The organism is Streptomyces achromogenes, from assembly GCF_030816715.1.
Lineage (GTDB): Bacteria > Actinomycetota > Actinomycetes > Streptomycetales > Streptomycetaceae > Streptomyces > Streptomyces achromogenes_A.
Genome location: NZ_JAUSYH010000001.1, coordinates 1,449,695 through 1,466,583, shown reverse-complemented (window position 1 = coordinate 1,466,583; position 16,889 = coordinate 1,449,695). Strand labels below are relative to the sequence as shown.

Below are 16,889 nucleotides of genomic sequence, written 5' to 3'. Positions count from 1 at the left end.
TGCGGGGGGTGACGGGCCGCACGGGCCCGCGCCCACCCGAGGGCCCGGCGGGCCCGGCGTCAGAAGCCGGGGCCGCCGACCTTGTCGCCGGCCGCCGCGAGGCGGCCCCACAGCAGGTCGGCCAGACTCCGGACCAGTTCGGCGCGCGAGCACGGCCGCTCGCCCAGCCACCAGTCGCCCGCCGCGTGCATCATCCCGACGATCCCGTGTCCCCACACCCGGGCGAGCTGCTGGCTGCCGGGACCGAGATCCAGCCGCTCCTCGATCACCTGGGCCAGCTCCTCGCCCATCCGGCGCAGCAGGGGCGCGCTGTGCTTGCCGACGTCGAAGCCCTGGTCCGGGCCCGTGCCGGTGTCAGAGGGGTGCATCAGGAACCGGTACACCTGCGGCCGGGCCTCGATCGCGGCGAGGTAGGTGTCCAGGGTCGCCTCGACCCGTTCACGCCGTTCGGCGGGGGCGTCGAGCGCGGCGCGCAGCGAGTCCAGCAGGGCGTCCGTGTGCCGGGTGGCGAGAGCGGCGTAGAGTCCGCCCTTGTCGCCGAAGTGGCGGTAGAGGATCGGCTTGGTGATGCCGGCCTCCGCCGCGATGGCGTTCATGGACGCCTGTGGGCCGTCGCGCAGCACCACCCGGTCGGCGGCCTCCAGCAACTCGCGCCGTCGGCGGTCGGCGGACCGTTGCTGCTCGGTCCGCTGCGTGGTGTCCATGTGCTCTCCCCACCCGTGCTGTTTCGCTGACGCCTGCGCAAACTAACACCTGACAGCAGCCTGACATCGAACGGGTGGAAGGGCTCCTGTGCCGTCGTGAGGAGTTGACTTTTCCTACCGACCGGTAACAGACTCGCGTTACCGCTAGTAACACGCACCGCCGCTGGAGGGGACATGGCCGAGTTCACCATGGAGCTCAACGACGAACAGAAGGAGGTCCGGGACTGGCTGCACGGCTTCGCCGCCGACGTCATCCGCCCCGCGGCAGCCGAATGGGACGAGCGTGAGGAGACTCCCTGGCCGGTCATCCAGGAGGCCGCGAAGGTCGGCATCTACTCCCTCGACTTCTACGCGCAGCAGTACTTCGACCCCCACCGGCCTCGGCATCCCGATGGCCATGGAGGAGCTGTTCTGGGGCGACGCGGGCATCGCCCTGTCCATCGTGGGCACCGGGCTGGCCGCCGTGGGCGTCCTCGCCAACGGGACCGAGGAGCAGATCGGCACCTGGATCCCGCAGATGTACGGCGACGCGAACGACGTCAAGGTGGCCGCCTTCTGCTCCTCCGAGCCCGACGCCGGCTCCGACGTGGCCTCCCTGCGCACGCGGGCCGTGTACGACGAGGCCAAGGACGAGTGGGTGCTCAACGGGACCAAGACCTGGGCGACCAACGGCGGCATCGCCAACGTCCACGTGGTCGTCGCGGCCGTGGACCCCGAGCTCGGCTCCAAGGGGCATGCCTCCTTCATCGTCCCGCCGGGCACCCCGGGGCTGGCCCAGGGCCAGAAGTTCAAGAAGCACGGCATCCGCGCCTCGCACACCGCCGAGGTCGTCCTCGACAACGTGCGGGTCCCCGGCGCCTGCCTGCTCGGCGGCAAGGAGAAGCTGGACGAGCGGCTGGCGCGGGCCCGCGAGCGGGCGAAGACGGGCGGCGAGCGGGTGAAGAACGCGGCGATGGCCACGTTCGAGGCCTCGCGCCCCGCCGTCGGCGCGATGGCCGTCGGCACGGCCCGCGCCGCCTACGAGGTCGCCCTCGACTACGCCAAGACGCGTGAGCAGTTCGGCCGCCCGATCATCGACAACCAGGGCGTCGCCTTCCAGCTGGCGGACATGCGCACCCAGATCGACGCCGCGCGGCTGCTCGTCTGGCGTGCCTCCTGGATGGCGGTCAACGGGAAGCCGTTCACCGCCGCCGAGGGCTCGATGTCGAAGCTGTACGCCAGTGAGACGGCGAAGAAGGTCACCGCGCAGGCCATCCAGATCCTCGGCGGCAACGGCTACACCCGCGAGTACCCGGTGGAGCGCATGCACCGCGACGCGGCCATCTACACCATCTTCGAGGGCACGAGCGAGATCCAGCGGCTGGTGATCGCCCGCACGCTGTCGGGAATGCCGATCCGCTGACGCGCGGGACGGCGACGCGATCCGGCCTCCGGGGAGGAATCCCCCGGGGGCCGCTCGCGTTCCGGACCGCCCGCCGGTCCGGCTTCCCGCCGGTCCGGCGTGCCGTCGGTCCTGCTGGCCGCCGGTCCGGCTGCCTGTCAGTGTCTTCGACGCCGCGGGCGCGACCGTGCGCCGGGCGCGGCTACGGCGCGCCTCCGCTGCTGTGCGCGATACAGGCCACGTCGATCCGGTCGGCGAGCTTGGCGAGCTCGATCGTCAACGCGGCGACGGTGTCCTCGTCGAGCCCGTCCGCCCCGGCCTCGACGAGATGCAGCCACCGGCCCCCCAGCGTGCGGAGCAGCTTGCTCACGTCCGCCGCGGTCACCTGCAGGGTCCCGCGGTCGTCGACGATCAGGGGCAGGGTCACTTCGCGGTTCACATCCGGGATCGTAGCCGCGCGGCGGTCACGCACCGTGCCAAACCGTGGTGATGTTGCAGAACTCCCGGATTCCGTGCCCGGACAGCTCACGGCCGTATCCGGACCGCTTCACCCCGCCGAACGGGAACCCCGGATGGGACGCGGTCATCCCGTTGACGAACACCCCGCCGGCCTCCAGATCCCGGACGAACCGGTCGACCTCGGCCTCGTCGCGGGTCCAGACGTTGGAACTCAGGCCGAACGGAGAGTCGTTGGCGATGAGGACCGCCGCGTCCAGATCGGCCGCCCGGTACACGGTCGCCACCGGCCCGAACGCCTCCTCGCGGTGGATGCGCATCTCCCGCGTGACACCGGCCAGGACGGTCGGCGGGTAGTACCAGCCGGGCCCCTCGGGCCGTTCGCCCCCGCACAGCACCTCGGCCCCCGAGCGCCGCGCGTCGTCCACCAGTTCCTCCAGGTCCGCCCGCCCCTGTTCGCTCGCCAGCGGGCCGACCTCCGTCTCCTCCTCCAGCGGATCCCCGACCTTCAGCGCCGCCATCCCCGCGACGAACCGCTCGGTGAAGGCGTCGTACACGTCCGTGTGAACGATGAACCGCTTGGCGGCGATGCACGACTGCCCGTTGTTCTGCACCCGCGCGGTCACCGCGACCTCGGCCGCCCGGTCGACGTCCGCGGACGGCATCACCACGTACGGGTCGCTGCCGCCCAGCTCCAGCACCGTCTTCTTGATCATCTCGCCGGCGGTGGCGGCGACGGCCCGTCCGGCCGGCTCGCTGCCGGTCAGGGTGGCCGCCTTGACCCGTTCGTCGCGCAGGATCTCGTCCACCGCGCCCGAACCGACGAGCAGGGTCTGGAAGCAGCCCTCGGGGAAGCCGGCCCGGTGGAACAGCTCCTCCAGGTACAGCGCGGTCCGCGGGACGTTCGAGGCGTGCTTGAGCAGGCCCACGTTGCCCGCCATCAGCGCCGGCGCGGCGAACCGCACGACCTGCCACAGCGGGAAGTTCCACGGCATCACCGCGAGCACCGGGCCCAGCGGCCGGTACCGGACCACGGCGCGCGAGCCGCCGGAGTCCTTCACGTCGTCGGCGGCCGGCTCCTCGTCGGCGAGCAGTTCCTGCGCGTGTTCGGCGTACCAGCGCATGGCCCGGGCGCACTTCGCGGCCTCGGCCCGCGCCTGCGCGACCGGTTTGCCCATCTCGACGGTCATGGTCCGGGCGATCTCCGGCCGGTCCTCGTCGAGCAGGTCGGCGGCCCGGTTCAGCAGCCGTGCGCGTTCGGGACACGTCGTCGTCCGGTACGTGCGGAAGGTGGCCTCGGCGAGCTGGAGCCGGCGTTCCAGCTCCTCCGCGTCCATGGCCTCGTACGTCTCGAGCGTCTCGCCGTTCGCCGGGTTCACCGTCGCGATGGGCATGACCGACCTCCTGGGGAGCTGGCTGTGCTTTGACCTTCGCGCGCCGCACCGGACACCGCAACGCGTACGCGTCCGCTCAGGCGCTCGGTGACGAGTGCTCCGCCAGCCGGTCCAGAAACGCGGCCTGCGCCGTGACGATCACCTCACGCGCGCGTGCCAGGCCGTACCAGGCCACTCGGTCGAGTTCCGGGAACTCCCGGGTGCGTCCCGAGCGGGGCGGCCACTCCATGGTGAACGTGCCCGGCTCGACGTCGGCCGGGTCGAGATCCGCCTCGACGGCCCACACCGTGACGGTCTTGCCGCCGGTCTGCCGCACCTCGCCGAGCGCGATCGGCTCACCGTCGGGCGGCTCCAGCCCCAGCTCCTCGCGGAACTCGCGCCGGGCCGCCTCCCAGGCGGGCTCGTCGGACGCGTACTCGCCCTTGGGGACGGTCCACGCGCCGGCGTCCTTCTTCGCGAAGTAGGGGCCGCCCATATGACCCAGCAACACCTCCAGGCCCCCTTCGGCGTGCCGGAACAACAGCAGGCCGGCACTTCTGCGCGCGGTCACGGGCGCACCTGCGGGTGGGCGGCGAGCAGGGTCTCCACCGTGTCCGCCTCGTCGGGCCGCTTGTCCTCGCGGTAGCGCAGCACGCGGGCGAAGCGCAGGGTGACGCCGGCCGGGTAGCGGGAGGAGCGCTGCAGTCCGTCGTAGGCGACCTCGACGACGAGTTCGGGGCGGACGGTCACCACGTACCCGTTCTCCTCGACGGCCAGCCCCCGCAGGCGCTCCGTCTGCCAGGCCAGCATCGCGTCGGTCATGCCCTTGAAGGTCTTGCCGAGCATCACGAATCCGCCGTCCTGCGCGCGGGCGCCGAGGTGCAGGTTGGAGAGCTTGCCGGTGCGCCGCCCGTGACCCCATTCGGCGGCCAGGACCACCAGGTCGAGCGTGTGCACGGGCTTGACCTTCAGCCAGGACGCGCCCCGCCGGCCCGCGCTGTAGGGCGCGTCCAGCGCCTTGACCACGACGCCCTCGTGGCCGCGCAGCAGCGTCTGCCGGGAGAACTCCTCCGCCGCTCCGGCCTCCTCGGGGCCGGACACGAGGGTGCGGCGCACCCGCATCGGCTCGGGCGCCAGCCGGGCCAGTTCCGCGTGCCGCTCGGCGAAGGGCAGGTCGAGCAGGTCCCGTCCGTCCACGGACAGCACGTCGAAGAAGACGGGGGAGACCGGCACCGCCTGAGCGGCCGTCGCCACGTCCACCCGGGAGCCGACCCGGCCGGCGGTCTCCTGGAAGGAACGCGGGCGGCCGGCCTCGTCGAGGGCGAGGACCTCGCCGTCCAGGATGAAACGCGAGCCCGCCAGCTCCCTCGCCGCACGGGTCACCTCGGGCAGCCGGTCGGTGATGTCGTCGAGGGTGCGGGTGTACAGGCGCACGTGGTCGCCGTCGCGATGCACCTGGACGCGGATGCCGTCCAGCTTCTCCTCCACCGCGCACGCGCCGAGCCGGCCGACCGCCTCGGTCACGGAGGACGCGGTGTGCGCCAGCATCGGCTGCACCGGGCGGCCCACGGTGAGCCGGAACGACTGAAGCGCCGCGGGTCCGTCCGCGAGCAGCGCCCGCGCCACCGACTGCAGCGAGCCCGCCAGCATCACCGCCCGCCGCACGTCCCCCGCGGGCGCGCCGGTCGCCTGCGCCAGGCCCTCCACGGCGACGGCGTCCAGTGCGCCCTGCCGGACCTCGCCGGTGATGAGGCCCAGCAGGAACCGCTGTTCGTCCGCGGTGGCGGCGCTCATCAACTCGCCCACCAGCCGTGCCCGTTCGGCCTGCGATCCGGGGCCCGACACCGTGCCGAGCTCGGTGAGCAGGGCGTCCGCCTCCCGTACGGAGAGGGTGGGCTCGCCCGCCGGGGCGACGGGACGGCTCAGCACCTTCCACCCGACGCCCAGGCGGCCCTGGGGGAGCCGTCCGGCCAGGTAGGGGATGACGATGGGGACGTCCTCCGCGTCCGCCTCCCGGAAGAGTTCGGCGAGCAGGGCGATCTTGCGGGAGCGCGCCGGGACGGCGGCGACCTCCCGGGACACGTCGGCGAGCCGGGTCAGCAGCATGCAGCCATGGTGCACCGGTGAGTCGGTCACTACACCCCGGCCGTCCCGCCGGTCCCGCCGGTCCCGCCGGCCGTGGCGGCCGAGCCGAGGTCCGCCGTCAGCGGCTCCCCGTCGGTCGTGTTGCCGATTCTGCAAGATGGGGACATGACTACCGATGACGTTCTCGCGGAGGTCGGGCCCAGGCTCCGCCGGATCCGCAAGGAGCGGGAGGTGACGCTCGCCGCGCTGTCCGGCGCGACCGGCATCTCCGTCAGCACCCTGTCGCGGCTGGAGTCCGGGCTGCGCAAGCCCAGCCTGGAACTGCTGCTGCCGATCGCGCAGGCCCACCAGGTGCCGCTGGACGAACTGGTCGGGGCGCCCCCGGTCAGCGACCCCCGGGTGCGCGCCGAGCCCCTGGTGCGGCACGGGCGCACCTTCTGGCCGCTGTCCCGGCAGCCCGGCGGACTTCAGGCCTTCAAAGTGCTGGTGCCCCAGCGCGACGAGGAACCGGAACCGCGAACCCACGAGGGTTACGAGTGGCTGTACGTGATGTCGGGACGGCTGCGGGTGGTGCTCGCGGAGCACGACGTGGTGATGACGGCGGGGGAGGCGGCGGAGTTCGACACGCGCGTGCCGCACTGGTTCGGATCCACGGGTGAAGGGCCGGCCGAGTTCCTCAGCCTCTTCGGGCCGCAGGGCGAACGGATGCACGTGCGGGCGCGGCCGTCGCGGAGGTGACGCACCCAACGGTTCCCCGAATGACAAGCGACCGCTTAGTATGCACGGGACCAGGGTCCGACGACGCAGTCCCGTGGAGGCTCCGCATGCAGGCATGGCAGGTGCACGAGAACGGCGAGCCGAGCGAGGTGATGCGGCTCGCGGACGTGGAGCGGCCCACGCCCGGCGACGGCCAGGTCCTGCTCAGGGTGCGCGCCGCGAACATCAACTTCCCGGACGTGCTGATGTGCCGGGGCCACTACCAGGTCCGGCCGCCGCTGCCGTTCACCCCGGGCGTGGAGATCTGCGGCGAGACCGAGGACGGCCGCCGTGTGATCGCCAACCCGGCCCTGCCGCACGGCGGCTTCGCCGAGTACGCCGTCGCGGACGCCGCCGCCCTGCTGCCCGCCCCCGAGTCGCTGGACGACGCCGAGGCCGCCGCCCTGCACATCGGCTACCAGACCGGCTGGTTCGGTCTGCACCGCAGGGCACGCCTCGAGGCGGGCGAGACACTTCTCGTCCACGCCGCCGCCGGAGGCGTCGGCAGCGCGGCCGTACAGCTCGGGAAGGCGGCGGGCGCGACCGTCATCGGCGTCGTGGGCGGCGCCGGGAAGGCGGCCGTCGCCCGGGAACTGGGCTGCGACACGGTGATCGACCGGCACACCGAGGACGTCGTCGCCGCCGTCAAGGAGGCCACCGGCGGCCGGGGCGCCGACGTGATCTACGACCCCGTCGGCGGCGAGGCCTACACGCAGTCCGCCAAGACCGTCGCCTTCGAGGGCCGGATCGTGGTCGTCGGCTTCGCGAGCGGGACCATCCCGAGCCCCGCGCTGAACCACGCGCTGGTGAAGAACTACGCGATCCTCGGCCTGCACTGGGGCCTGTACAACACGAAGAACCCCAAGCTGGTCCAGCACTGCCACGAGCAGCTCACCGACCTGGCCGCCCGGGGTGCCATCAAGCCGCTGATCAGCGAGCGCACACCGCTCGACGGGGCCGCGGCCGCCGTGCAGCGGGTCGCCGACGGCGTCACCACCGGCCGGGTCGCCGTCGTACCGCAGATCGGAGCCGCCGTATGACCGACACAGCCGAACTCCAGCGCCGCACAGCGCAGTTGCTGGCGGACCACCCGCCCGCCACGACCGGCCGGCTGGACTTCCTCAAGGCCCGCTTCGACGCGGGGCTCGCCTGGGTGCACTACCCGGAGGGCCTCGGCGGCCTCGGCGCCCCCCGCTCCCTCCAGGCCGTCGTCGACGCCGAGCTGGAGGCCGCGGGCGCCCCCGACAACGACCCCCGGCGCATCGGCATCGGCCTCGGCATGGCCGCGCCGACGATCCTCAAGTACGGAACCGACGAGCAGAAGCAGCGGTTCCTGCGGCCGCTGTGGACGGGCGAGGAGGTCTGGTGCCAACTGTTCAGCGAGCCCGGCGCCGGCTCCGACCTGGCCGCGCTCGGCACGCGTGCCGTCCGTGAGGACGGCGGTGACTGGATCGTCAACGGGCAGAAGGTGTGGACCTCCAGCGCCCACGTCGCCCGCTGGGCCATCCTCATCGCCCGCACCGACCCGGACGTGCCCAAGCACGCGGGCATCACCTACTTCCTCTGCGACATGACCGACCCGGGCGTCGAGGTGCGCCCGCTGCGCCAGATCACCGGCGAGGCCGAGTTCAACGAGGTCTTCCTCACCGGCGTGCGCATCCCCGACACCCGCCGCCTCGGCGAGGTCGGCGCGGGCTGGCGGGTCGCGCTGACCACGCTGAACAACGAACGCGTCGCCATCGGCGGGATGCGGCTGCCCCGCGAGGGCGGCATGATCGGCCCGGTCGCCAGGACATGGCGCGAACGGCCCGAACTGCGCACCCACGACCTGCACCAGCGGCTGCTGAAGCTGTGGGTGGAGGCCGAGGTGGCCCGCCTCACCGGTGAACGCCTGCGCCAGCAGCTCGCGTCGGGCCAGCCCGGCCCCGAGGGCGCCGGCATGAAGCTCGCCTTCGCCCGCCTCAACCAGGAGATCAGCGGCCTGGAGGTGGAACTGCGCGGCGAGGAAGGCCTGTTGTACGACGACTGGACGATGCGCCGCCCGGAGCTCGTGGACTTCACCGGCCGCGACGCGGGGTACCGCTACCTGCGCTCCAAGGGCAACAGCATCGAGGGCGGGACCAGCGAGGTCCTGCTGAACATCGTCGCCGAGCGCGTCCTGGGCCTGCCGTCCGAGCCGCGCACCGACAAGGACGTCGCCTGGAAGGACCTCGCCCGATGACCGATCTTCTCTACTCCGAAGAGGAAGAGGCGCTGCGGTCGGCGGTCCGGGACCTGCTGACCGACCGCCTCGACCCGGCCGGCGTCATCGCGCGGACCGAGTCGGACGCCCCGCACGACGTCGCCCTGTGGAAGACGCTCACCGGCGACATGGGCCTCGCCGGCCTGCTGATCCCGGAGGAACTGGACGGACAGGGCGCCACGCACCGGGAGGCGGCCGTCGTCCTCGAGGAACTGGGACGGGCGGTCGCGCCCGTGCCCTACCTGACGAGCGCGGTGGTGGCCACCGAGGCGCTGCTGGCGTGCGGCGCCGACGACCTTCTCGCGCGACTGGCGTCGGCGACCACGGTCGCAGCGCTCGCCGTGGGGCTGCACACCGCGCCCGGCGCCGACTTTCCCGCCGTACGACTCGAGAACGGGCTGCTGTCCGGCGAGCTGACCGGCATCGCCGACGCCGTGGCCGCCGACCTGCTGCTGGTGCCCGCGGACGACGGAGGCCTGTACGCGGTCGACGCCTCGGCCGTGACGGTCACCCCGCAGGTGTCGTTCGACCTCACCCGGCCCCTGGCGACCGTCACCCTCGCCGGGGCGCCGGCCGGCGTGCGGCTCGGCGACGCCGGACCCGCCGTGCGGCGCGCCCTGCGTGCCGGGGCCGGACTGCTCGCCTCCGAGCAACTCGGGCTGGCCGAATGGGCGTTGACCGAGACCGTGCGTTACCTGAAGGAGCGCAAGCAGTTCAACCGGTCCGTCGGCGGCTTCCAGGCCCTCAAGCACCGGCTGGCGCAGCTGTGGCTGGAGGTCGTCAACCTCCGGGCCGCCGCCCGCGCCGCGGCCGACGCGCTGGCGAACGGCGAGGACGCCGACCTCGCGACGGCCGTCGCGCAGGCCTACGCGGCGGGAGTCGCCGTGCGCGCCGCCGAGGAGGCGCTGCAACTGCACGCCGGCCTCGGCATGACCTGGGAGCACCCCGTCCACCTGTGCCTCAAGCGGGCCAAGGCCGACTCGATCGCCTACGGCACCGCGGGCGCCCACCGCGCGGCCGTCGCCGAACTCGTCGACCTGCGGGCCCCCTGACCCCGGCCGTCACCCGGTGAGGCCCGCCCCCAGAGGTGTTCCAGGGGGCGGGCTCTTCCGTGACACCACTCCTTCGGCGGACGGGTCAGCCACCCGGACGAAACCTCCGCTACGCCACACTTGCGGCCGAACGCTGTGAAAACGGACGTGGAGGAGGTTGACGGTGGCCGTTTCGATTTCCCTGGTGCTGTTGCTGCTGGTTCTGGCGGTGATCTTCATGCGCAACGGCGGACTGAAGGTCTCGCACGCCCTGGTCTGTCTGCTGCTCGGGTTCCTCCTGGCCGGCACGAGCATGGCTCCCACCATCGCCGGCGGCCTCACGGCGACGGCAGACATCGTCGGCGGCCTGCGGCCGTGAGGCTCCGCGGCGCCGGGACCATCAGGGGCGCCGGGATCACCGGGCGCGTCCGGTGGTCCCGGGTCAGCTGACGAAGACCCCGACGCCGTTCGCCACGGGACGCTCCGCCCCGTCGGACGGATGGTTGCGCACGGTGACCCCGGCGGCCGCGCCCGGCGGACGGGCCACCAGGGTCGAGGATCCGCCGCCGTCCAGGCTGAAGCCCTCCGTCGCGCCGAGGCTCCTGAGGGCGGCGGCGACCTCCGAGATCGTCAGACCCCCGCGGTACCGGGCGGCGCCGTCCAGCGTGAACAGGAACACCCGCCGTCCGCCGTCGCCGATGCCGACGGCCGTGCGCACCGCGGAGACCGACGCGTCGAGACCGGCGAGCGGCCGGCCGCCCGACAGCACCGGAAAGCCGCCGACGGCGAAACGGTAGGCCGACCTCGACGCGGACGCCAGCGCGTAGCGCACCGCCACCCGCTGCCCCGCGACGAGCCTCCTCAGGCGGTGGGCGCCCGCCTCCCGTCCGACGAGGACCGTGCTGCCGGCGGCGATCGCGCCGCTGCCGGGCGTGACCGAGGCCGACACCACCCGGCCCCTCTTCAGCGTCACCTCGTAGGTGCGGCTGCCGCACGGCGCGGCCCGCGCGGTGTCCGAGCCGCAGACGGCCCGCCGGCGCGAGACGTCGCCCCACTCCGGGGTGTACGCGCCGACCGAGTTCTCCGGCAGCGCGTACTGGTTGACGCCGCCCAGCGGCATGCGCCGGCCCTCGACGGTGTACGAGCCGTCCAGGGTCAGGCTGTCCAGCCTCGCCCTGCCGTCGGCGCCGACGCCGACCACGGCCCTGGTGTCCGCTCCCGGCGGCGGCGTGGGACCGAACCGCTGCGCGTTCGGGACCGCGCCCTTCAACGCCCTCCCGCCGGCGACCGCCGGACCGACGCTCGCCCCGGTCGCCGCGACGCCCGGGTGCTGCGCCTCGGTGATGTCGAAGAAGTCGCCGTTGACGCCGGCGACGGCCCCCTGCCGGCCGGCCAGCGAGGAGACGGTCGAGCGGGCGGTCATCACCCCCGGGTACAACAGGCCGAGGCGGACACGGGGGTCGGCGAGGTCGACGCCGAGCACGTGGGCGTGCGCCGTCCCGGCGGCCGCGGCCAGGTCGTACTGACGGTACGTCACGCCGGGCGCCACGCCGGTCCAGGTCGTGGCGTGGGCCGGGGCCGCTCCCGCGAGCGTCGCACCGGCCACGAGGGCCAGGGCGGCGGACAGCGCCGGGAACCTCCGGCGCGGAGGCGTTCCGGCTGCCCCGGACCGTTTCTGTCGAAGCGTCACAGGCCCCCCTGTCCGATTCCGGCCGTCACTCTCCCACGACCTGCGGGAACGACCCGCGGGAGGTGGACGGGGAGTCCACGAGAACGGGTGAGGAAAGGCACGATTCCGGGTGACTCGCTCCGCCGTTCGGCCGCGCCGTGGCCGCCTTTGTGCTATCGCCCGCCCCCGCCGCATCCGCGCCCGACGCCCGGGGTCGGCGGCGGGCGCCTGATGCGTACCGCCGTCCCGTCAGGGGCTGTAGGGCGTGAAGTGGGCCGGGGCGTGGTCGATCGGCAGGTCCGGCCGCCACGCGGTGAGGGACTGGGCGCTGCACTCGAACAGGGACGGCGGCAGGCGGTCGAGGGAGTACCAGCGCCAGTCGCCGACGCTCTCGTCCGGCTGGTCGGCCGGCTCGCCCTCCCAGCGGGTCACCACGGCGCCGACCGTCATCCGCACGATGCCGCCGGCCTCGTCGACGAGCGTGCCCAGCAGTCGGACGCCGGACGGGGCGGCCCGCAGCCCGGTCTCCTCGCGCAACTCCCGCACGACCGTGTCCCGCAGGGACTCGCCGGGTTCCACCGTGCCGCCGGGCAGTTCCCACGTGCCCCGGCGGTGGCGGCCCAGGAGCAGTCCGCGGGGGCCGTGCACGATGGCGCCGACGCCGATCGCGGCGTGCGCCGCGGGCGGCCGGCCGCCGCGAGGGCGGGCGCGGACGCGCAGGGGACGCCGGGCCCGCACGAGGCGGTAGCCGTTCCGGCCCGCGGGGCCGGACGCGCGCACCGTGACCGTCTCCTCCACGCGCAGCCCGTGTTCGGCGAGCAGCGTGTCCCACGCGTCGGGGGCGGGCGTCTTCGGGTGGGCCGACGGCGGGACCGTGGGCCGGGCCGGCGTCGGGTCACCGGCAGGCACGGAGAGGCAGAGGGTCCCCCCGGGGACGAGCGCGGTGGCCAGCGAGGGCAGCAGCCGGCGCAGATCGCCGGCCGGGACGCCGCCCGCCGAGTAGATCGTGTCGTAGGGCTCGGCGGTCCGCAGATGCGCGTCCAGGGCGCGATGGAAGAGCCGAAGCCCGGGCAGGGACCCGTGTCCGGCACGGGCGTGTCCGATCGCGTCCGCCGCCGGGTCGACGGCGTCGACGACGGCGCCGTGGGCCCGCACGAGCCGGGCGGCGCGACGGGCCGTTCCGCAGCCGAGGTCCAGCACGCGCCGCCCCGTCAGCTCGCCCAGGAACGCCTCGTCGGGTCCCGGGCCGGGCAACCCCCAGTCGAACGGCGCACCTTGCGGCTCCGGGTCCACGAACTCCCGTGCGCCGCGGGCGTCGGAGTGGGGCATGGACGGGACCTCCAGAGGCGGACGACGGTCAGCGGACCCCACGATTCTTACCGGACGCGCCGACGGCCAACCTCCCGACCCCGATCGGCTCAGCGCACGGACGCTCGCTGAGGACGGACACGCGGTGGAAGGCGTCGACGGTGACGGCCACCCAGCGCCGTCATGGTCGGCCATTCGCCGCACCGGGGTCGTCGTCTGCCGCCGGCCCCCGGACGCCGGTGCAACTGGTCCATACCAAACTCTTGACACTTGTATTGCTCACTTCTTAAATCAGGTAGTGAACTAAGCCTTGGTCACGGCCGGTTCACCCACCCCCCCGTCCGGTCGGCACGGCATTCGGCGGCCCGCTCCTCGGCCGCGGCCCTTCGTGATCTGTCATGGGCATGCCTAGTCGGCCCTTCGTGCCCTGAAGGGAGAGTCATGAACTCTCCGCGCCCGACCCGGCGCCTGCTGGTCTCCCTCGCCTCGCTCATGGCCTTCGCCTCGCTGTCCGCCCTGCCGGCGCACGGCGCGTCACCCTCCGCCGCGGAACCCGCGGCACGCTCCGTCGGGGCTCCCGCGGCCCGGGCGGCGGCGGCCGTCACGTTCGCCGACGAGTTCGACGGGCCGGCGGGCGCGGCCGTGGACGGGACGAAATGGCAGACCGAGACCGGTGACAACGCCGACAACCACGAGCGGCAGTACTACACCGCGGGCAACCGCAACGCCGCCCTCGACGGACAAGGACACCTGGTGGTCACCGCGCGACGGGAGAACCCCGGCGACTACGCCTGCTGGTACGGGCGGTGCGAGTACACCTCCGCCCGGCTGAACACGGCCGGCCGGTTCACCACGACGTACGGCCACGTCGAGGCCCGCATGAAGATCCCGCGCGGCCAGGGCATGTGGCCCGCGTTCTGGATGCTCGGCGACGACATCGGCCGCGTCGGCTGGCCCGACTCGGGCGAGATCGACGTCATGGAGAACGTGGGCTTCGAGCCGTCCACGGTGCACGGGACGCTGCACGGACCGGGCTACTCGGGCTCCGGCGGCATCGGCGCCGGGTACACCCTGCCCGGGGGACAGGCGTTCGCCGACGCCTTCCACACCTTCGCCGTCGACTGGAGCCCGAACGCGGTCACCTGGTCCGTCGACGGCGCCGTCTACCAGCGGCGGACCCCAGCCGACCTGGGCGGACGGCGATGGGTCTTCGACAAGCCCTTCTTCCTGATCCTCAACCTGGCGGTCGGCGGCTACTGGCCCGGCGACCCCGACGGCGGCACGGCGTTCCCTCAGCAGCTCGTGGTCGACCACGTCCGCGTCAGCACCGGCACCGCCCGGCCGGGTGCCGGCCCGATCACCGGGATCGGCGGCAGGTGCGTGGACGTGGCAGGGGCGAGCCCCGCCAACGGCACGGCCGTGCAGCTGTACGACTGCAACGGCACCGCCGCCCAGCGGTGGGCGGTGGGAACCGACGGCACGATCCGCGCGCTCGGCAAGTGCCTCGACGTCGCCTCGGGCGGCACGGGGGACGGCACCCCCGTCCAGCTCTGGGACTGCAACGGCACCGCGGCCCAGCAGTGGGCCCTCCCCGCCGCCCGGGACGTCGTCAACCCGCAGGCGAACAAATGCCTGGACGCCGCGGGCGGCGGCTCCGCAAACGGCACCCGGCTGCGGATCTGGACCTGCACCGGCGCGGCCCAGCAGAAATGGACGGTGACCCGATGACCACGTGGTTCCCGCACGGCCGCACGGCACGCGGGGGAGCCGGGCGGCCCCTCGTCACTGCCGGGTGACGGCTCGGATCGCCGGAGCCTGTTCGGGCAGCACGTGGTCGCCCGTCTTGTCCGTGCTCAGGCACAGGGAGCAGACGACCGCGTCGTGGGTCGGGCAGGCGGCCACGTCGGGGCGCTCGTAGGGCTGGTGGCAGACATGGCAGTCGTACGTCGTCGCCGCCGGGTTGCCGTCGGCGTCGAGCAGGGCCTCGTCGATGCCGTCCTCCGCGCGGCGCAGGTAGTACCGGCCCTTGGTGACGGCGGCCATGAAGGGGGTGAGGACGAAAGCGATGACGGCCGCGGCGACGGGCGAGTACGGCTGGAGCGTGTCGCCGAGGGCGTGGAAGTACATCGCGATGGAGAGACCGGACGCGGCGACGAAGGCGACGACGCCCACCGGGTTCACGGCGTGCAGCATGCCGCGGCGGAACTCCGGCTGCAGCGGCGACAGTTTCAGCAGGTACTTGTTGACGCCGATGTCGGTGGCGACGGTGACCACCCAGGCGATGGCGCAGTTCGAGTAGAAGCCGAGGATGTCGTTGAGGAAGCTGAACATGTCGGCCTCCATCAGAGCCAGCGCGAAGCCGAGGTTGACCAGGACGAAGACCATGCGGCCGGGGTAGTGCCGGGTGACGCGGGTGAAGGAGTTGGTCCAGGCCAGCGAGCCGGAGTACGCGTTGGTCACGTTGATCTTGATCTGGCTGATCACGACGAGTGCCACGGCCAGCGGGATCACGAGCCAGGACGGCATCATCGCGTCGAACGCGCCCTTGAACTGCTGGATCGGCTCGGGCGCGGCGTCCGCGCCGACCTCGGCGATGATGTACACGGCGAGGAACACGCCGATGGCCTGCTTGAGCGCGCCGAGGATCACCCAGCCGGGTCCGGCCATGATGACGGCGGTCCACCAACTGCGCTTGTTCGCCTCGGTCTTGGGCGGCATGAAACGCAGGTAGTCGATCTGCTCGCCGATCTGCGCGATGAGCGACAGGCACACGCCCGCGCCCAGCAGCACGGACGCGGTGTCGACCCCGCCCTCGCCGTCGGTGCCGGCGTAGGCGAGGAAGCGGTCGACCGTGCCCGGGTCGGTGGCGACCAGGTAGACCAGCGGGCCGACCATCAGCAGCAGCCAGACCGGTGTCGTCCACACCTGGAGCTTGCTGAGCGCCTTCATGCCGTAGATCACCAGCGGTATCACCATCAGCGTGGAGACCAGGTAGCCCAGCCACAGGGGGAGTCCGAGCCCCAGTTTCAGGCCCTGCGCCATGATCGAGCCCTCGAGGGCGAAGAAGATGAAGGTGAAGCTCGCGAAGATGACGCTGGTCAGCACCGAGCCGTAGTAGCCGAAGCCGGAGCCGCGGGTGATCAGGTCCAGGTCGATGTTGTAGCGGGCGCCGTAGTAGGCGAGCGGGAAGCCGGTGACGAAGATGACGACCGCGGCGACGGCGATCGCCACGAGCGCGTTGCCGGTGCCGTGGGCGAGTCCGATGCCGGCGCCGATGGAGAAGTCGGCCATGTAGGCGATCCCGCCGAGGGCGGTCGTCGCGACGACCATGGGAGTCCAGCGGCGGTAACTGCGGGGCGCGAAGCGGAGGGTGTAGTCCTCCAGGGTCTCCTTCGTCGCCTGACTGGTGGGGGACGTCGGCAGGGCGGTGGGGGATGACTCGGTGGTCGTCATGATCAGCCCTTCGAGAGCCGGGGCGGGGATCCCCGGACTGCGGAGGCGGTGGAGGAGCGGGACGGTGTCCCGGCGTGCTCGACCGGATGCTAGGAACCGCGTGTTTCCCCCGGTCCATCAGGCGGTGAACGGCAGGTTTCCGCGCTCACCGCTCGTGAACGTCAAGTCGAGCCGCGGGCACGGCGGTCGGGTGGCGCTGAGCGGCCCGAACCCGGCCTGTCGCCGCCCCGTACGGGGTGGCGTAACAGAGATCACGACCCGGGGAACGTACGGAATGCACGGGGTGAAGCGGTTGTACGCGGAGAAGCAGATGCACGCGTCAGGTGGAAGGAGCGCGGTCGACCAAGCGCGAGCCGGCGGGGCCCACGGACAACCCCCTGGTGGCGAGGCCGCCGCGCTGACGGCGGCGGCCCTCGTCTGAATCCGGTCCG

14 protein-coding genes and 1 pseudogene are annotated in these 16,889 nt (G+C 73.0%); 7 read left to right on the top strand and 8 right to left on the bottom strand.

Annotation, left to right across the window (positions count from 1 at the left end; genetic code table 11):
- Positions 1 to 59: 59 nt before the first annotated feature.
- On the bottom strand, positions 60 to 704 hold the full coding sequence (locus QF032_RS06450) for a TetR family transcriptional regulator (RefSeq protein WP_306954425.1): 645 nt from the start codon (positions 702 to 704) through the stop codon (positions 60 to 62).
- A 174-nt stretch (positions 705 to 878) separates the two neighbouring features.
- On the opposite strand from QF032_RS06450, the pseudogene QF032_RS06445 reads away from it, so the two are divergent.
- Positions 879 to 2,106 (top strand): annotated as a pseudogene (locus tag QF032_RS06445) (acyl-CoA dehydrogenase family protein).
- 181 nt (positions 2,107 to 2,287) lie between these two features.
- Here QF032_RS06445 and QF032_RS06440 read toward each other — a convergent pair.
- The 4 genes from QF032_RS06440 to QF032_RS06425 form a co-directional block, all read right to left on the bottom strand.
- Complete coding sequence (locus QF032_RS06440; RefSeq protein WP_306954428.1) at positions 2,288 to 2,524, bottom strand: DUF6213 family protein; 237 nt, start codon at positions 2,522 to 2,524, stop codon at positions 2,288 to 2,290.
- A gap of 25 nt (positions 2,525 to 2,549) precedes the next feature.
- Positions 2,550 to 3,935, bottom strand: coding sequence for an NADP-dependent succinic semialdehyde dehydrogenase (locus QF032_RS06435; RefSeq protein WP_307055304.1), 1,386 nt, complete (start codon positions 3,933 to 3,935; stop codon positions 2,550 to 2,552).
- A gap of 76 nt (positions 3,936 to 4,011) precedes the next feature.
- Positions 4,012 to 4,485 carry an NUDIX domain-containing protein gene (locus tag QF032_RS06430; RefSeq protein WP_307040830.1) on the bottom strand — a complete coding sequence of 158 codons (474 nt, stop codon included), beginning with the start codon at positions 4,483 to 4,485 and terminating at the stop codon, positions 4,012 to 4,014.
- Entirely contained in the window at positions 4,482 to 6,020 is a 1,539-nt protein-coding gene (locus QF032_RS06425) for an ATP-dependent DNA ligase (RefSeq protein WP_307040828.1), read from the bottom strand. Before QF032_RS06425 ends, QF032_RS06430 begins: the two co-directional genes overlap by 4 nt.
- Before the next feature lie 144 nt (positions 6,021 to 6,164).
- Here QF032_RS06425 and QF032_RS06420 point away from each other — a divergent pair, with 144 nt between their 5' ends.
- The 5 genes from QF032_RS06420 to QF032_RS06400 all read left to right on the top strand — a co-directional run bounded on the left by QF032_RS06420 (position 6,165) and on the right by QF032_RS06400 (position 10,407).
- A complete protein-coding gene (locus QF032_RS06420) occupies positions 6,165 to 6,737 on the top strand; it encodes a helix-turn-helix domain-containing protein (RefSeq protein ID WP_306954432.1) in 573 nt (190 codons plus the stop codon).
- 86 nt (positions 6,738 to 6,823) lie between these two features.
- On the top strand, positions 6,824 to 7,795 hold the full coding sequence (locus QF032_RS06415) for an NADPH:quinone oxidoreductase family protein (protein WP_307040824.1): 972 nt from the start codon (positions 6,824 to 6,826) through the stop codon (positions 7,793 to 7,795).
- Entirely contained in the window at positions 7,792 to 8,976 is a 1,185-nt protein-coding gene (locus QF032_RS06410) for an acyl-CoA dehydrogenase family protein (protein WP_307055302.1), read from the top strand. The genes QF032_RS06415 and QF032_RS06410 overlap by 4 nt, the downstream gene beginning before the upstream one ends.
- Positions 8,973 to 10,049: an acyl-CoA dehydrogenase family protein gene (locus tag QF032_RS06405; RefSeq protein ID WP_307040820.1), complete on the top strand. Its 1,077-nt coding sequence runs from the start codon at positions 8,973 to 8,975 to the stop codon at positions 10,047 to 10,049. The genes QF032_RS06410 and QF032_RS06405 overlap by 4 nt, the downstream gene beginning before the upstream one ends.
- 163 nt (positions 10,050 to 10,212) lie before the next feature.
- Positions 10,213 to 10,407 (top strand): hypothetical protein, encoded by a 195-nt coding sequence (locus QF032_RS06400; RefSeq protein WP_306954438.1) that lies wholly within the window; start codon positions 10,213 to 10,215, stop codon positions 10,405 to 10,407.
- Positions 10,408 to 10,470: 63 nt separating this feature from the next.
- Here the strand turns inward: QF032_RS06400 and QF032_RS06395 are convergent, their stop codons facing one another.
- Entirely contained in the window at positions 10,471 to 11,718 is a 1,248-nt protein-coding gene (locus QF032_RS06395) for a phosphodiester glycosidase family protein (protein WP_373430301.1), read from the bottom strand.
- A gap of 228 nt (positions 11,719 to 11,946) precedes the next feature.
- Complete coding sequence (locus tag QF032_RS06390) at positions 11,947 to 13,026, bottom strand: NUDIX domain-containing protein (RefSeq protein WP_307040817.1); 1,080 nt, start codon at positions 13,024 to 13,026, stop codon at positions 11,947 to 11,949.
- A gap of 420 nt (positions 13,027 to 13,446) precedes the next feature.
- Between QF032_RS06390 and QF032_RS06385 the strand changes: the two genes are divergently transcribed.
- Positions 13,447 to 14,733: a glycoside hydrolase family 16 protein gene (locus tag QF032_RS06385; RefSeq protein ID WP_307055301.1), complete on the top strand. Its 1,287-nt coding sequence runs from the start codon at positions 13,447 to 13,449 to the stop codon at positions 14,731 to 14,733.
- Positions 14,734 to 14,787: 54 nt separating this feature from the next.
- Here QF032_RS06385 and QF032_RS06380 read toward each other — a convergent pair whose 3' ends face one another.
- Positions 14,788 to 16,458, bottom strand: coding sequence for a purine-cytosine permease family protein (locus tag QF032_RS06380; protein ID WP_306954441.1), 1,671 nt, complete (start codon positions 16,456 to 16,458; stop codon positions 14,788 to 14,790).
- Between the last annotated feature and the right edge of the window lie 431 nt (positions 16,459 to 16,889).

Excerpts from the sequence above, each read along its gene's own strand:
- QF032_RS06420 (WP_306954432.1), top strand. The coding sequence starts at position 6,165 with ATGACTACCGATGACGTTCTCGCGGAGGTCGGGCCCAGGCTCCGCCGG.
- QF032_RS06380 (WP_306954441.1), bottom strand. The coding sequence starts at position 16,458 with ATGACGACCACCGAGTCATCCCCCACCGCCCTGCCGACGTCCCCCACC.
- QF032_RS06435 (WP_307055304.1), bottom strand. The coding sequence starts at position 3,935 with ATGCCCATCGCGACGGTGAACCCGGCGAACGGCGAGACGCTCGAGACG.
- QF032_RS06390 (WP_307040817.1), bottom strand. The coding sequence starts at position 13,026 with ATGCCCCACTCCGACGCCCGCGGCGCACGGGAGTTCGTGGACCCGGAG.
- QF032_RS06450 (WP_306954425.1), bottom strand. The coding sequence starts at position 704 with ATGGACACCACGCAGCGGACCGAGCAGCAACGGTCCGCCGACCGCCGA.
- QF032_RS06425 (WP_307040828.1), bottom strand. The coding sequence starts at position 6,020 with ATGCTGCTGACCCGGCTCGCCGACGTGTCCCGGGAGGTCGCCGCCGTC.
- QF032_RS06410 (WP_307055302.1), top strand. The coding sequence starts at position 7,792 with ATGACCGACACAGCCGAACTCCAGCGCCGCACAGCGCAGTTGCTGGCG.
- QF032_RS06415 (WP_307040824.1), top strand. The coding sequence starts at position 6,824 with ATGCAGGCATGGCAGGTGCACGAGAACGGCGAGCCGAGCGAGGTGATG.
- QF032_RS06385 (WP_307055301.1), top strand. The coding sequence starts at position 13,447 with ATGAACTCTCCGCGCCCGACCCGGCGCCTGCTGGTCTCCCTCGCCTCG.
- QF032_RS06405 (WP_307040820.1), top strand. The coding sequence starts at position 8,973 with ATGACCGATCTTCTCTACTCCGAAGAGGAAGAGGCGCTGCGGTCGGCG.